The organism is Rhodoferax sp. GW821-FHT07F03, assembly GCF_059418745.1.
Map to the genome: position 1 here is coordinate 505,789 of NZ_JBWKQM010000001.1, position 14,539 is coordinate 520,327.

The window sequence follows — 14,539 nt, forward strand, 5'->3', positions numbered from 1 at the left end:
AACCCCCTTGCAGGGGGCGACACCAGTGGCCTGGCAAAGCCAGTTCCACGGTGTCTCTGGAATTTGCCCTTGAGCCTTGCCGAGTGCCTTGGTATTTGCTCTGCTACATTGCCCGCCATGAACCCCAACACACTTCTTTCGGCCGATGGCGACCTGGCGGGCAAGCACATCGTGCTGGGCCTCACCGGCGGTATTGCCTGCTACAAATCGGCCGAACTGTGCCGGCTGCTGATCAAGCAGGGCGCAACGGTGCAAGTGGTGATGACCGAGGCGGCTGAGCAATTCATCACGCCCACCACCATGCAGGCGTTAAGCGGCCGGCCGGTGTACACATCCCAATGGGATGTGCGCGAGCCCAACACCATGCCGCACATCAACCTGAGCCGCGAGGCCGATGCCATCCTGATCGCGCCCTGCAGCGCCGACTTCATGGCGCGGCTGGTGCAGGGCCGGTCGGACGAATTGCTGAGCCTCCTGTGCCTGGCCCGGCCGATCGCCAAGGTGCCCTTGCTGATTGCCCCGGCGATGAACCGCGAAATGTGGGTGCACCCGGCCACCCAGCGCAATATGGCCCAGTTGGCCGAAGACGGAGTGCATCTTCTGGGCGTGGGTAACGGCCCGCAGGCCTGCGGCGAGACCGGCGATGGCCGCATGCTGGAGCCGGCCGAGATGCTGGAAGATGTGATTGCCTTTTTCGCGCCCAAGCCGCTGGCCGGCCAGCGCCTGCTGGTCACGGCCGGACCGACTTACGAGGCCATCGACCCGGTGCGCGGCATCACCAATCTGAGCAGCGGCAAGATGGGCTTTGCCATCGCCCGTGCGGCGCGCGAGGCCGGTGCCGAGGTGACCTTGGTGGCCGGGCCGGTGGCTTTGGCGACGCCGCGTGGCGTGACACGCATCGACGTGAAATCTGCACAAAACATGCTTGCAGCGGTGGTGGAATCTGCGCAGGCAGCTAGTATTTTTGTTGCGACTGCAGCGGTGGCCGACTGGCGCCCCGCCCAGGCCGCCGAGCAAAAAATCAAGAAAGACGGCTCGGGCGCCACGCCCCAGCTGCAGTTTGTGGAGAACACCGACATTTTGGCCACCGTGGCCCAGTCTGCCCGGGCTTTGAGCGGCGCCTTGTTCTGCGTAGGTTTTGCCGCCGAGAGCCAGGACCTGCTGGCCAACGCCCAGGCCAAACGCAAGCGCAAGGGCGTGCCCCTGCTGGTGGGCAATATCGGTCCGGCTACGTTTGGCAAGGACGACAATGCTTTGCTGTTGGTGGATGCGCACGGCGCCACCGAACTCCCCCACGCTTCCAAATTGAGCTTGGCGCGCCGCCTGGTCGCCGAGATCGCTACCCGACTCCCGCTATGAAAATCGACGTTCGCATTCTTGACCCCCGCATGGCAGACCATCTGCCTGCCTACGCCACCCCTGGCAGTGCTGGCCTGGACTTGCGCGCCTGCCTGGACGAGCCGCTGACCCTGGTGGCTAACGCCTGGAAGCTGGTGCCCACTGGCATCGCCATCCACCTGGCCGACCCCGGTTATGCGGCGCTGATATTGCCGCGCTCCGGCCTGGGCCACAAGCATGGCATCGTGCTGGGCAACCTGGTGGGCCTGATTGACAGCGACTACCAGGGCCAGCTGATGGTCAGCGCCTGGAACCGCAGCACGGTGCCTTTCACCATCGACCCCATGGAGCGCCTGGCGCAACTGGTGATCGTGCCGGTGGTGCAGGCACAGTTCAATATCGTGAATGAATTCCCCACCGCGTCGGAGCGCGGCGAGGGCGGTTACGGCTCTACTGGCAAGGCCTGATCGGGGCTGCCCGAGAAGCTTGCAATAAAGGCCGGCTCGGTCGCAAAGCCCAGCCAGCGCTGGGCGGCGGCCTGCAGCACCGCCGGGTCGCCGGTGGTGGTGAGCTGGACCCGGCCCGGGCCGGCTGTGGCCAAGGTCTGAGCGGCCTCCAGCAGGCGGCGGGTGTGCCGTGCTACCGGTTTGCCGGTGGACAAAATCTGCACCTGCGGGCCTACCAATTCAGCCAGCTGGTCTTGCACGAACACATAGTGGGTGCAGCCCAGCACCAGGGTGTCGATCTCATCGGCCTGTGTGCCAAATCTACCCATGGCGCCTATGTAATCTGCGCAGAGTGCTATCACTTTTGAATCATCAGCCGTGGCCACGCTGCGGCTGATGGCGTCCGCCAGGCCGTCACAGGGCTGCACGATGTACTCGGCCTGGCTCTGCAGGCTGCGTCGCAGGGCGTCGAACTTGGCGCTGGTGACGGTGCCGCGCGTGCCGATTACGCCCACGCGCTTGGTTTTGCTGGCCGCGGCAGCCGGCTTCAGGCCAGGCTCCACGCCGATGATGGGCAGGTCCGGGTGCTCGGCGCGCAGCAGGGCCACGGCCGCCATGGTGGCCGTGTTGCAGGCAATCACCAGGGCCTTGATGTCGTAGCAGCTGCGCAGATGCTGCGTCACCGCCCGGCTGCGGGCGATCACATAGGCGTCGCCGCGCTCACCGTAGGGCGCGTGCCCTCCGTCGTCCAGGTAGACGAAGTGCTCCAGCGGCAGCTCGGCGAGCAGCGCCTGCAAGACGCTCAGGCCGCCGATGCTGCTGTCGAAGACGCCTATGGGGGCGGTGCTCAGGTTCAAGCGGCGGCTACCCCAATGCCCTTGAATTCGCCGGTGGCGATCTTCTTTTGCCATTCGGCCGGGCCGGTGATGTGGGCGCTGGTGCCGCCCGCGTCCACTGCCACGGTGACGGGCATGTCCACCACGTCGAATTCGTAGATGGCTTCCATGCCCATGTCGGCAAAACCCACGACCTTGGCGGTCTTGATGGCCTTGCTGACCAGGTACGCGGCGCCGCCCACGGCCATCAGGTAGGCGCTTTGGTGCTTCTTGATGGCTTCGATGGCGACCGGGCCGCGCTCGGCCTTGCCGATCATGGCGATCAGGCCGGTCTCACTCAGCATCATTTCGGTGAAACCATCCATGCGGGTGGCGGTGGTGGGGCCGGCGGGGCCCACGGCCTCGTCACGCACGGGGTCGACCGGGCCAACGTAGTAGATGACGCGGTTGGTGAAGTCCACGGGCAGCGGCTCGCCCTTGGCCAGCATGCCCTGGATGCGCTTGTGGGCGGCGTCGCGGCCGGTCAGCATCTTGCCGTTCAGCAGCAGGGTGTCGCCGGGTTTCCAGCTGGCGACTTCGGCCTTGGTCAGGGTGTTCAGGTCTACCTTTTTGCTGGTTTTGTAGTCGGGCGTCCAGTTCACGTTGGGCCACAGGTCCAGCGATGGTGGGTCCAGGTAAACCGGGCCGCTGCCATCCATCACGAAGTGGGCGTGGCGGGTGGCCGCGCAGTTGGGGATCATGGCCACGGGCTTGCTGGCGGCGTGGGTGGGGTACATCTTGATCTTTACGTCCAGCACGGTGGTCAGGCCACCCAGGCCTTGGGCGCCAATGCCCAGGGCGTTGACCTTTTCCATCAGCTCGATGCGCAGGGCCTCGACCTTGGTCAGCTCGGCACCGGAGGCCTTTTTGGCCTGCAGCTCGTACATGTCCAGGTCGTCCATCAGGCTTTCCTTGGCCATCAGCACGGCTTTTTCAGCGGTACCGCCGATGCCTATGCCCAACATGCCGGGCGGGCACCAGCCAGCGCCCATGGTGGGCACGGTCTTCAGCACCCAGTCGACGATGCTGTCGCCGGGGTTGAGCATGACCATCTTGCTCTTGTTTTCGCTGCCGCCGCCCTTGGCCGCGACGGTGACTTCGACGGTGTTGCCGGGCACGATCTCGGTGAAGATTACGGCGGGGGTGTTGTCCTTGGTGTTCTTGCGATCGAAGTGCGGGTCGGCCACCACGCTGGCGCGCAGGGTGTTGTCGGGGTGGTTGTAGCCACGGCGCACGCCTTCGTTGATGGCGTCGTCCAGGCTGCCGGTGAAGCCTTCCCAGCGCACGTCCATGCCCACTTTCAGGAATACGTTGACGATGCCGGTATCCTGGCAGATCGGACGCTGGCCGGTGGCACTCATCTTGCTGTTGGTCAGGATTTGCGCAATCGCGTCCTTGGCCGCCGGGCTTTGCTCGCGCTCATAGGCGCGCGCCAGGTGGGCGATGTAGTCGGTGGGGTGGTAGTAGCTGATGTACTGCAGGGCGGCGGCTACGGATTCGATCAGGTCGGCTTGGCGGATGGACGTGCTCATGGTGGGGTCGGTAGTTGTGGGGAAACCCTAGGATTATCTCTGTTGCGATGGGTTAAGGTTCTTGGCAGCCCAGCATAGACTTGTGCATTGTTTTTATTATCAGAATCGAGTGAGCATGCAAATTTTTACCCACATGAAAGTCATGACCCGTTTGAATCTGGTGTTTGGCTTGGTGCTGGCATTGTTGGCGCTGGTCATCGCGGTGGCTTTGGTGCGCCTGGGCGACCTGGGGCAGATCAACCAGCGCATGGTGGACGAGGGCTTTGTCAAAACAGCGGCGGCTGCCCGTATCAATGTGGCGACGCGGACCATTGCGCGCCGTACCGTCGAGCTGTTCTTTGCTGTGGACAAGGCGCAGGAAGACAAGACGGTGGCGGACATCGAGGCCGAAAAGAAGCAAATCACGGATGCCCTGCAAACCCTGGCGCGGCTGGAGGGCTCCACGGAAGGCAGCGCCATGGTGGCGGCGATCGAAGCCAACCGCAAAAAGCACGCGGACTCGTTTGCCAAGGTGCTGCATTCCATCGCGGAAGAGGAGCTGCCCGATGCGCGCAAGGAATCCAAGGAGCAGACCCTGCCCACCCTGGACGCCATGCAAGCCCAGGTGGAAGCGCTGGTGGGCAAGCAAAAAGAGCTGGCCGATGCCGATGCGGCGGACGTGCTGCAGCGTATCCGCACCACCCGCAGTTTGCTCTTGGGCCTGGGGCTGGCTGCCTTGCTGCTGGGCAGTGGCGCTGCGTTTGCGATGGGCCGCAGCATTGTTCGGCCGTTGAACCAGGCCTTGCTGCTTTCAGAAGCCATCGCCACGGGTGACTTCAGCCAGAAGTTCGAGGTGCAGGACGGTGGCGAGTTTGGCCGCTTGCTCGGCTCCATGGGCGATATGGAGGCCAAGCTCAGCGATCTGGTGCTGCGTATCAAGGACGCGACGGGTTCCATCGCCGTGGCCTCTCGGGAGATCGCCCAGGGCAACGCGGATTTATCGCAGCGCACAGAGTCCCAGGCGGCTTCGCTGCAAAAGACGGCATCCAGCATGCAGCAGTTCACCGCCACGGTGCGCGAAAACGCCCAGCGGGCCCAGAGCGCGGATGGACTGGCGGGCAATGCGTCGCAGATCGCCTTGCGCGGTGGCGCCGTGGTGGGCGAGGTGGTGGTGACTATGGACGCGATCAGCGCCAGTTCCAAAAAGATTGTGGACATCATTGGCGCGATCGAAGGCATCGCCTTCCAGACCAATATCCTGGCGCTGAATGCCGCCGTGGAAGCCGCCCGTGCCGGCGAGCAGGGGCGGGGTTTTGCCGTGGTGGCCAGCGAGGTGCGCAACCTGGCCCAGCGCAGCGCCGAAGCGGCCAAAGAGATACGGGGGCTGATTGGCAATTCCGTGGCCCAGGTGGAGAGTGGTGCATCGCGGGTGGGGCAGGCCGGGCGCACCATGCAGGAAATCGTGCAGGCCGTGCAGCAGGTTACCGGTGTGCTCGCAGAAATGAAGGATGCGTCGCTGCAGCAAAGCGATGGCATTGAGCACGTCAACCAGGCGGTGATGGAGCTAGAGCTGGTGACGCAGCAAAACGCGTCCCTGGTCGATGAGACCGCTGCTGCTGCCTCGGCCATGGCGGAGCAGGTGGACCGCTTGCAAACGGCTGTAGATGCCTTCAAGGTTTAGCCAGCCGTCCTGGTGGTTGCTACATAAAAAATAGCTGCTACCGCAGGTACTGCTTGCGCTAGCGGCCTCTTTTTTATAAACCGTATGGTTTAGCCTGGCGCCACACCGCCCTAGCATGGGTTGTGACAGTCAAAAAACTGACACATGCGCTTCCTATGATTCCGGTTACATGTGTTGCACACCTGCTGTTGCAACGCTGCCGAATTTCATAAACCCACGGAAGCCTCCATGTCTGAACTGAACCTTGCTTCGCGCCGCAGCGCTTTGAAATTCCTGGCCACCGCGCCCATGCTGCCCTTGGGCGCTTTCGCCACCACGTCGCTGCTGTCGGGCTGCGCCACCACGGCACCGAGCACGGCCGGTTTCGCCTCGGCCAGCTTCACTGGCATGGCCGCGCCCACGCTGGCCAACCCGGCCGCCATGGCGACCGTGGCCGTAGGTTCCACCCTGAATATCACCTACAAGGACAACACCACGCAAAGCTATAAGCTGGCCTACCAGCCTTTCTTTGTGACTGGCGACATGGTGCCGGACGGCAAGGGCGGCAAGGTGCTGGCCGGTGGCTATTTCGACATCCGCAACCAGCCGATTCTGGACAAGTCGGTGGCCGGTAAGGAGCGCCATTTCTACTCGGACTGCCCGGACGGCTCCTCGATGCTGAGCCTGCCCAATGCCAACGTCCCCGGCATCCAAGGCAAGTCCGTGTTTGCCGTGGTGCAGTTTGAATACGCCACCCGCGACCAGGCCGGTGCCGATGCCTACGGCACGCTGCCGTCGCCCATCGCGGTGCTGACCCTGGACCAGGACCCCAAGACCGGCAAGCTCAGCCTGGTGAAGTACCACAATGTGGACACCTCCAGCGCCCATGGCCTGTGGATCACCTGCGGCGCCAGCCTGTCGCCCTGGAACACCCATTTGTCCAGCGAAGAATACGAGCCCAACGCGCCCTTTATCGACGAAGTCAAGCACTTCAAGACCTTCAGCAAGAACCTGTTTGGCGACGAGAACAAGGCCAACCCCTACCACTACGGCCACCTGCCGGAAGTGACCGTCAACCCCGACGGCACCGGCACCATCAAAAAGCATTACTGCCTGGGCCGCATCTCGCACGAGCTGATCCAGGTCATGCCCGACAACCGCACCGCGCTGATGGGCGATGACTTCACCAACGGCGGCCTGTTTATGTTCGTGGCCGACAAGGAAAAAGACCTGTCCGCCGGCACGCTGTACGTGGCCAGCCTGGACGCCGGTTTCTCGGTGGACCCGGCCGCTGCCGGTGCCAGCGTGTACTGGATCAAGCTGGGCCATGCCACCAGCGCCGAGATCGAGCAGATGGCCAACTCCCTGAAGCCCAGCGACATCATGGACGTGCGCAAGGCCGACCCCAAGGACGCCAGCTTCACCCAGGTTTTCATCGACGGCGTGGCCAACTGGGTCAAGGTCAAACCCGGCATGGAAAAAGCCGCCGCCTTCCTGGAAACCCACCGCTACGCCGGTGTGATGGGCGGCACCATGGCCTTCACCAAAATGGAAGGCACCACTGTCAACATCAAGGACAAGGTGGCCTACTCCGCGCTGTCCTACATCCAGAACTCCATGGTCAAGGGCGGCAAGGGCTGGACGGCCAGCAGCGGCATCGCTGTCAGCAAGGCCCTGGTGGCCGGCGCCGTGGTCGAGCACAAACTGGCCGGCGGCCAGAAGGACATCCAGGGTGCTGCCATCCAGAGCGAATGGGTACCTACCGTCACCAAGACCCTGCTGGCCGGTGAGGACATCGCCGCCGATGCCATGGGCAACCTGGCCCACATCGACAAGATCGCCAACCCCGACAACCTGAAGTTCTCGGAAAAGCTGCGCACGTTGTTCATCGGCGAAGACACCAGCCTGCACGTCAACAACTACCTGTGGGCCTACAACGTGGACACCAAGGCGCTGACCCGCGTGCTGTCCACCCCTGCAGGCGCCGAATCCACTGGCCTGCACGCGGTGGACGAGATCAACGGCTGGACCTATGTGATGAGCAACTTCCAGCACGCCGGCGACTGGCTGCCCCCGCTGCACGGCAAGGTGCAAGCCGTGCTGGACCCGCTGGTGCGCGCCAACTACAAAGACCGCTTCGGCGCCGCCGTGGGCTACCTGACCGCCGACCCGGTGGCCATCAAGCTGGGTTGATCCCTGGTAGCTCGTTGCTATTGAAAAGAGAGCTTCTAGCGCAGGTTCTATCTGCGCTGGAGGCTCTTTTTCTTATTGGATTCAGCATCCATAAAAAAAGCCCGCCGAGGAATCGGCGGGCTTTTGCACGGGTACAGCCAGCAACAGCGTGCTTACAGCACTTTGCTGAGGAATTTGCGCGTGCGCTCTTCCTTTGGGCTGTCGAACAGCTCGGTCGGCGTACCTTGCTCGACCACCAGGCCTTCGTCCAGAAACAACACGCGGTCGGCCACCTGGCGGGCAAAGCCCATCTCGTGGGTCACAACCACCATGGTCATGCCTTCTTCGGCCAGCGCCTGCATCACCGCCAGCACTTCGCCGACCATTTCCGGGTCGAGCGCCGAGGTCGGCTCGTCAAACAGCATGATGCGCGGCTGCATCGCCAGCGCGCGGGCAATTGCCACGCGCTGCTGCTGGCCGCCGGACAGCTGGTTCGGGTAGGCGTCGATCTTCTCCAGCAGTCCCACCTTCAGCAGCAGCTCGCTGGCACGCGCCCGGGCCTGGGCGTCGGTCAGCTTGCGCACCTTGCTGGGCGCCAGGGTGATGTTTTCGAGCACGGTCTTGTGCGGGAACAGGTTGAAGCGCTGGAACACCATGCCGATCTCGGCGCGCAGCGCGTCGATATTGGTCTTGGGGTCGTGCACCGACACATTGTTCACCAGCACCGTGCCGCCGGATGCGTCTTCCAGACCGTTCAGGCAGCGCAGAAACGTGCTCTTGCCCGAGCCGGACGGCCCGATGACGCAGACCACTTCGGACGCATGGATCGCGCAGTCGATGCCGCGCAATACCGGTGCCGTGCCGAATTGCTTGGTCAGTTTCTCAACGCGAATCACCACGTCCATAGCGAGCCTCCAGTTGTTTGATGCCGTAGGCCAGGCCCAGGGTCAGCACCCAGTACATCAGTGAAATCGCCAGGTACGGCTCCCAGTAGCGCGAGTAGGCGCCAGCCACGGTGCGCGCCGCATAGGCCAGCTCGGCCAGGCCGATGGCCGAGATCAGCGACGAGTCCTTCAGCAGCGAAATCGCGTTATTGCCCAGCGGCGGCAGCATGCGGCGAAACGCCTGCGGCAGCACGATGTGGAACATGGTGCGCCGAAACGACATGCCCAGCGAGCGTGAGGCTTCCACCTGGCCATTGTCGATCGACTGGATGCCGGCGCGGAAGATCTCCGAGATATAGGCGCCGGCATTCAAGGTCAGCGCCACGATGCCCGATACAAAGGCGCCGTAGTTCTGCTTGATGTTGCGCGCAGTGTCGCCCGAGATGAACAAGCCATCGGCCGGGTTGATGAACAGTGGCAGCACCGCGAAGTGGATCAGCAGAATCTGCACGAACAGCGGCGTGCCGCGGAAGAAGCTGACGTACACGGTGGACGGCCAGCGCAGCAGGTATTTGCACAGCTGGCGCGCCGGTGCGTGGCGGGCTTCGGCCACCCGCGCCATGCCGATCGCCAGGCCCAGGGCCGTGCCCTGGACGATGCAGATCAGCGTGACGGTGATGGTCATCTGCAGGCCGCGCCAGAACAGCTCGGCGTATTCCGCAATGATGTCGGCGCGGAACCAGCCGAACCAGAGAACTTGTTCCATCGAAAAAAACTACCGGGCTCGGTTTATTGCGCGGGCAGGGTGGGCGCGTCGGCCTGGAACCACTTCTTGTAGATCGTCGCGTAGCTGCCGTCGGCCTTGACCGCGGCCAGGCCGGTGTTCAGCTTGTCCAGCAGCGCCTTGTTGCCCTGCTTGACGACGATGCCGAAGAATTCTTTAGGAAAGCTCGGGTCGTTCACTGTCTTCAGCTGCTTGTGCTCCTGCACGCGGAAGGCGATCACGCCGTTGTCGCCAATGGCGGCGTCCAGGCCGCTATTGGCCAGCTCGGCGATCACCACGGGCGTGCTTTCAAAGCGGCGGATGTCGGGGTTGGTCTTGCCGAATTCGCGCGAAGAAATATCGTCGCCGGTGCTGCCGGTAACTACGCCGATCTTCTTGCCGGCCAGGTCTTTCAGCGTCTTGGCGGTGCTGGCTTGCGGCACGGCGATCAGCTGGCGGGCTTCGAAATACGGGGCGGTGAAGTCGTACGACTGCTTGCGCTTGTCGTTGATGGTCACGCCGGAGATCACCAGGTCCACGTCGCCGTTGTTCAGCGCGGCGAAGATGCCGGTCCAGGGGGTGTTGACGATCTTGATCTGCAGGCCGGCTTTTTGCGCCACGGCCTTGATGATGTCCACGTCGTAGCCGACGATTTCCTTGCTTGGGCTCTCGTACGCAAACGGGCGGTAGGTGGCGCTGGAGCCGACCACCAGCTCTTTGTTCTGGGCCTGGACGCTGCCGACGGAGCCGAGCGCAATCGCGAAGAGGCCGAGCGAGGCCGCGAGTTTGTGGATGATTTTCATGGGAGGTACTTGTAGGATGGTGAGAAAATTGGTTAAGTGTTTGCTAAACCAATCGCGGAATATACCAATCGGCGACTATGCAATAGTTGTGCCGCCGCTGGGTGAATGGGTTGGGGTGCTTAATCCATAGGCCGTCCGCCGGTAAAAGCACGCCGGCAGCGTGGTTTTAATGAGAATTGATACCATTTAATGCCATCCATACCAGCGGCACTGGCCGCTCTGATTTCATGCATACCAGCACCCGTACCGAACGCGACACCTTCGGCCCCATCGATGTGCCCGCGGACAAACTGTGGGGCGCGCAGACGCAGCGCTCGCTGCAGAACTTCGACATCTCGGGCGAACAACAGCCGCGCGAAATCATTCGCGCGCTGGCCCAGGTGAAGCGGGCCTCTGCGGTGGTGAACCACGCGCTGGGCCTGCAGGACGAGAAGAAAACCCAGGCCATCGTGGCCGCGGCTGACGAGGTGATTGCCGGCCAGCACCCGTCCGAATTCCCGCTGGTGGTGTGGCAAACCGGCTCGGGCACGCAAACCAATATGAACGTCAACGAGGTGCTGGCGAACCGTGCCAGCGAGCTGCTAGGCGGCGAGCGTGGCGAGGGCCGGCTGGTGCACCCGAACGACGACGTGAACCGCAGCCAGTCCAGCAACGACGTGTTTCCCACCGCCATGCACGTGGCGGCGGTGGATGCATTGACCCATAAGCTGCTGCCCGCGATTGAAAAGCTGCGCGCCACGCTGGCTAAGAAGTCCGCCGACTTTGCCGACATCGTCAAAATTGGTCGCACCCATTTGCAGGACGCCACGCCGCTGACCTTGGGCCAGGAGTTCTCGGGCTATGTGGCCCAGCTGGAACATGGCGCGCGCCATGTGCAGGCCGCCTTGCCGCATCTGTGTGAACTGGCGCTGGGCGGCACGGCGGTGGGCACCGGGCTGAATGCACCGAAGGGCTATGCCGAGCAGGCCGCAGCCGAGTTGGCGCGCCTGACCGGCCTGCCGTTTGTGACGGCGCCCAACAAGTTCGAAGCCCTGGCCAGCTGCGACGCGCTGGTGCACGCCCATGGCGCGTTGAAGACCCTGGCTGCCAGCCTGGTGAAGATTGCCAACGATGTGCGCTGGCTGGCCAGCGGCCCGCGCAGCGGCATTGGTGAGCTGAGCATTCCCGAGAACGAACCCGGCTCCAGCATCATGCCGGGCAAGGTCAACCCCACGCAGAGCGAGGCCGTAACCATGCTGGCGGCCCAGGTGTTTGGCAACGACGTGGCGATCAACTTCGGCGGCGCCTCGGGCAACTTCGAGCTGAACGTGTTCCGCCCCATGGTGGCGCACAACTTCTTGCAGAGCGTGCGCCTGCTGGCCGACGGCATGGTCAGCTTCAACGACCACTGCGCGGCGGGCATAGAGCCAAACCGCGAGCGCATCACCGCGCTGGTGAACAGCTCGCTGATGCTGGTGACGGCGCTGAACACCCACATTGGCTATGACAAGGCCGCCTTCATCGCCAAGAAGGCGCACAAGGAGGGTAGCAGCCTGCGCGAGGCGGCCGTGGCGTCCGGCCATGTGACGGGCGAGCAGTTTGACCAATGGGTGGTGCCCGGCAACATGGTTGGGCGCTGATCTGCGGGTGCGCGTGATGCTACTTAATTTATAGCTGCTTGCGCAGGTAGTTCCTGCGCAAGAGGTCTAAAAGGCTTGTAGCGTGAGGATGGGCTCAGGCGGAAAATTCCGCCGGGCGCGCACTCAGCAGCTGGGCGGTATGGCTTGCGATCATCCATTCCTCGTCGGTGGGGATGACCCAGGCCGAGCGGGCGCTGCCCGCAGCAGAAATGCAGGGCCCGCCGGTGGCATTGGCCTGGCTGTCCAGGCTGAAGCCCAGCCAGCCCAGGCCGTCGACGACCCGGCGGCGTATCTCGGCCGCGTTCTCGCCTATGCCACCGGTGAATACGATGCCATCCACGCCGCCCAGTGCGGCGGCCAGGGAGCCAATTTCGCGCAGGATGCGGTAGACGAACAGATCCACCGCTAGTTGTGCGCGGGGCGCGTCGCTGGCCAGCAGCACGCGCATGTCGCTGGAGATGCCCGACACACCCAGTAGGCCCGATTCCCGGTAGAGCATGGACTCCACCTGCGCGGCGTCCATGCCCTTGGCTTGCAGCAGGTAGAGCAGCACGCCTGGGTCCACGGCGCCGCAGCGGGTGCCCATGGGCAGGCCATCCAGCGCGGTGAAGCCCATGGTGCTGTCCACGCTGTGCCCACCTTGCAGCGCACACAGGCTGGCGCCATTGCCCAGGTGCAGCGCGATGACCTTCCCCTGTGCCAGCGCGGGGGCTACCAGGGGCAGGCGCGAGGCAATGTATTCATAGGACAGGCCATGGAAACCATAGCGGCGCACGCCGGACTCATGCAGGGCATAGGGCAGGGCGTACATCTGCGCGACTTCGGCATGGGCACGGTGGAATGCGGTGTCAAAGCAGGCGACTTGCGGCACACCCGGTAGCGCATCAAAGGCCAGGCGTATCGGCGAAAGATTGTGCGGCTGGTGCAGCGGCGCCAGGGGCGACAGGGCTTGCAAATCTTCCAGCACGGCCCGCGTGACCTGCACGGGTTGCGCGTGCGTCAGGCCGCCGTGCACCACCCGGTGGCCGATGCCGCGCAGCTGGATGTCTGGCACCAGTCCGCGTACGAACTCGATCACGTGGTGCAGCGCGGCGTCATGGCCCAATGCCGCGTCAGGGGCCAGTACGCGTTCGCCCAGGATCTTGCCGCTGGGGCTTTTGGCGACGAAGTGCGGGGCCGTGCCCAGCCCTTCGACCAGGCCGCGCATCAGCAGCGTGAGCGCATTCCCGGCATGCCATTCATACAGTGAAAACTTCAGGCTGGAGGAGCCAGCGTTGGCTACCGCTATCAGATCGCTGTGGGTTGTGAGCGGCATGGGATGTGTGTGTCACTAAGGGGTGGGTGTATGGCGGTACGATGGTTGGCCCGCCCATGCTTGTGCGTTCCTTGTTTCCCATTTTAATTATGCCCATGCCTGATTCCGTCCCAACCACCATCGCCAGTTCCCATCCCCACTACGACAGGCTGATCGCAGCTGCCCGGCAGTGGCCACCGCTGCGGGTGGCCGTGGTGCACCCAGCCAACGATGTGTCTTTGCAGGCGGTGCTGGAGTCGACTCGGCTGGGCTTGATCACGCCGCTGCTGGTGGGGCCGCGCGCCAAGCTGGAGGCGATTGCGCAGCAGGCGCATCTGGACCTGAGCGGCTTGTACATGGTGGACGCACCCCACAGCCATGCGGCGGCCGAAGTGGCGGTGGCAATGGCTTTGCGCGGCGAGGTGGACGCGCTGATGAAGGGCAGTCTGCATACCGACGAGTTGATGGCAGCCGTCGTCAAGCATGAAGGGGGGCTGCGCACGTCCCGCCGCATCAGCCATTGTTTTGTGATGGACGTGCCCGGACACCCACGGCCCCTGATCATTTCCGATGCCGCCATCAACATCGCGCCGGGTCTGGACGAGAAGGTGGACATCGTGCAGAACGCCATTGACCTGGCGCATGCGCTGCATGTCTCGCCGGTGCGCGTGGCCGTGCTGTCGGCGATGGAAACGGTCAGCTCCAAAGTACCGTCCACCATCGACGCGGCGGCCCTGTGCAAGATGGCCGAGCGGGGTCAGATCACCGGTGCCCAGCTGGACGGCCCCCTGGCCATGGACAACGCCATCGACTTGGACGCCGCGCGCATCAAGGGCATCACTTCGCCCGTGGCCGGCCATGCTGACGTGTTGATCGTGCCCGACCTGGATGCCGGCAATATGCTGGCCAAGAGCCTGACCTTTCTGGCCGGGGCCTATGCCGCGGGCATAGTGCTGGGGGCCAAGGTGCCGATCATCCTCACCAGCCGGGCGGACTCTGAGTCGGCCCGGCTGGCGTCCTGCGCGGTGGCTTCCATGCTGGTCCAGGCTGGGCGCGACGGCTTGATCAAAGCGGTAGGCTAGCTCCTGCCGCTGCGCCCATGCGGGCGCTTATTTCTGCATGTAGCGAAGAGCGATTCGACGCAGCCGTTGCGCCGCGGGATGGCGGTGTTTCG

At 63.8% G+C, this 14,539-nt stretch carries 12 protein-coding genes; 6 read left to right on the forward strand and 6 right to left on the reverse strand.

What is annotated here, in order from left to right; translation table 11 throughout:
• The first annotated feature begins 117 nt into the window (after nucleotides 1-117).
• A complete protein-coding gene (gene coaBC, locus AC07R0_RS02275) occupies nucleotides 118-1,359 on the forward strand; it encodes a bifunctional phosphopantothenoylcysteine decarboxylase/phosphopantothenate--cysteine ligase CoaBC (RefSeq protein WP_495103613.1) in 1,242 nt (413 codons plus the stop codon).
• Nucleotides 1,356-1,805, forward strand: coding sequence for a dUTP diphosphatase (dut, locus tag AC07R0_RS02280; RefSeq protein ID WP_495103614.1), 450 nt, complete (start codon nucleotides 1,356-1,358; stop codon nucleotides 1,803-1,805). The genes coaBC and dut overlap by 4 nt, the downstream gene beginning before the upstream one ends.
• Here the strand turns inward: dut and murI are convergent.
• A complete protein-coding gene (murI, locus tag AC07R0_RS02285) occupies nucleotides 1,781-2,641 on the reverse strand; it encodes a glutamate racemase (RefSeq protein ID WP_495103615.1) in 861 nt (286 codons plus the stop codon). The genes dut and murI overlap by 25 nt on opposite strands.
• Nucleotides 2,638-4,191 carry a fumarate hydratase gene (locus AC07R0_RS02290; RefSeq protein WP_495103616.1) on the reverse strand — a complete coding sequence of 518 codons (1,554 nt, stop codon included), beginning with the start codon at nucleotides 4,189-4,191 and terminating at the stop codon, nucleotides 2,638-2,640. Before AC07R0_RS02290 ends, murI begins: the two co-directional genes overlap by 4 nt.
• 115 nt (nucleotides 4,192-4,306) lie before the next feature.
• Between AC07R0_RS02290 and AC07R0_RS02295 the strand changes: the two genes are divergently transcribed.
• Nucleotides 4,307-5,851 carry a methyl-accepting chemotaxis protein gene (locus AC07R0_RS02295; RefSeq protein ID WP_495076692.1) on the forward strand — a complete coding sequence of 515 codons (1,545 nt, stop codon included), beginning with the start codon at nucleotides 4,307-4,309 and terminating at the stop codon, nucleotides 5,849-5,851.
• Nucleotides 5,852-6,079: 228 nt separating this feature from the next.
• Nucleotides 6,080-8,023, forward strand: coding sequence for a PhoX family protein (locus tag AC07R0_RS02300; protein WP_495103617.1), 1,944 nt, complete (start codon nucleotides 6,080-6,082; stop codon nucleotides 8,021-8,023).
• A gap of 152 nt (nucleotides 8,024-8,175) precedes the next feature.
• Here the strand turns inward: AC07R0_RS02300 and AC07R0_RS02305 are convergent, their stop codons facing one another.
• From AC07R0_RS02305 to AC07R0_RS02315, 3 genes are read right to left on the reverse strand one after another with little or no spacing between them, the layout of a single operon-like run.
• Nucleotides 8,176-8,898, reverse strand: a complete 723-nt coding sequence (locus tag AC07R0_RS02305) for an ATP-binding cassette domain-containing protein (RefSeq protein ID WP_315234303.1) — start codon at nucleotides 8,896-8,898, stop codon at nucleotides 8,176-8,178.
• On the reverse strand, nucleotides 8,885-9,652 hold the full coding sequence (locus tag AC07R0_RS02310; RefSeq protein ID WP_495103618.1) for an amino acid ABC transporter permease: 768 nt from the start codon (nucleotides 9,650-9,652) through the stop codon (nucleotides 8,885-8,887). Before AC07R0_RS02310 ends, AC07R0_RS02305 begins: the two co-directional genes overlap by 14 nt.
• 23 nt (nucleotides 9,653-9,675) lie before the next feature.
• Nucleotides 9,676-10,452 (reverse strand): basic amino acid ABC transporter substrate-binding protein, encoded by a 777-nt coding sequence (locus tag AC07R0_RS02315; RefSeq protein ID WP_495103619.1) that lies wholly within the window; start codon nucleotides 10,450-10,452, stop codon nucleotides 9,676-9,678.
• A 227-nt stretch (nucleotides 10,453-10,679) separates the two neighbouring features.
• On the opposite strand from AC07R0_RS02315, the gene fumC reads away from it, so the two are divergent.
• Nucleotides 10,680-12,071 (forward strand): class II fumarate hydratase, encoded by a 1,392-nt coding sequence (gene fumC, locus AC07R0_RS02320; RefSeq protein WP_495103620.1) that lies wholly within the window; start codon nucleotides 10,680-10,682, stop codon nucleotides 12,069-12,071.
• A 94-nt stretch (nucleotides 12,072-12,165) separates the two neighbouring features.
• Here fumC and AC07R0_RS02325 read toward each other — a convergent pair whose 3' ends face one another.
• Nucleotides 12,166-13,386 (reverse strand): acetate/propionate family kinase, encoded by a 1,221-nt coding sequence (locus tag AC07R0_RS02325; RefSeq protein WP_495103621.1) that lies wholly within the window; start codon nucleotides 13,384-13,386, stop codon nucleotides 12,166-12,168.
• A gap of 95 nt (nucleotides 13,387-13,481) precedes the next feature.
• Here AC07R0_RS02325 and AC07R0_RS02330 point away from each other — a divergent pair, with 95 nt between their 5' ends.
• Complete coding sequence (locus AC07R0_RS02330) at nucleotides 13,482-14,447, forward strand: bifunctional enoyl-CoA hydratase/phosphate acetyltransferase (protein WP_495103622.1); 966 nt, start codon at nucleotides 13,482-13,484, stop codon at nucleotides 14,445-14,447.
• Nucleotides 14,448-14,539 lie beyond the last annotated feature (92 nt).

Coding starts and splice junctions, on each gene's coding strand:
- coaBC (WP_495103613.1), top strand. CDS start 118: ATGAACCCCAACACACTTCTTTCGGCCGATGGCGACCTGGCGGGCAAG.
- dut (WP_495103614.1), top strand. CDS start 1,356: ATGAAAATCGACGTTCGCATTCTTGACCCCCGCATGGCAGACCATCTG.
- AC07R0_RS02290 (WP_495103616.1), bottom strand. CDS start 4,191: ATGAGCACGTCCATCCGCCAAGCCGACCTGATCGAATCCGTAGCCGCC.
- AC07R0_RS02295 (WP_495076692.1), top strand. CDS start 4,307: ATGCAAATTTTTACCCACATGAAAGTCATGACCCGTTTGAATCTGGTG.
- AC07R0_RS02300 (WP_495103617.1), top strand. CDS start 6,080: ATGTCTGAACTGAACCTTGCTTCGCGCCGCAGCGCTTTGAAATTCCTG.
- AC07R0_RS02310 (WP_495103618.1), bottom strand. CDS start 9,652: ATGGAACAAGTTCTCTGGTTCGGCTGGTTCCGCGCCGACATCATTGCG.
- AC07R0_RS02315 (WP_495103619.1), bottom strand. CDS start 10,452: ATGAAAATCATCCACAAACTCGCGGCCTCGCTCGGCCTCTTCGCGATT.
- fumC (WP_495103620.1), top strand. CDS start 10,680: ATGCATACCAGCACCCGTACCGAACGCGACACCTTCGGCCCCATCGAT.
- AC07R0_RS02325 (WP_495103621.1), bottom strand. CDS start 13,386: ATGCCGCTCACAACCCACAGCGATCTGATAGCGGTAGCCAACGCTGGC.
- AC07R0_RS02330 (WP_495103622.1), top strand. CDS start 13,482: ATGCCTGATTCCGTCCCAACCACCATCGCCAGTTCCCATCCCCACTAC.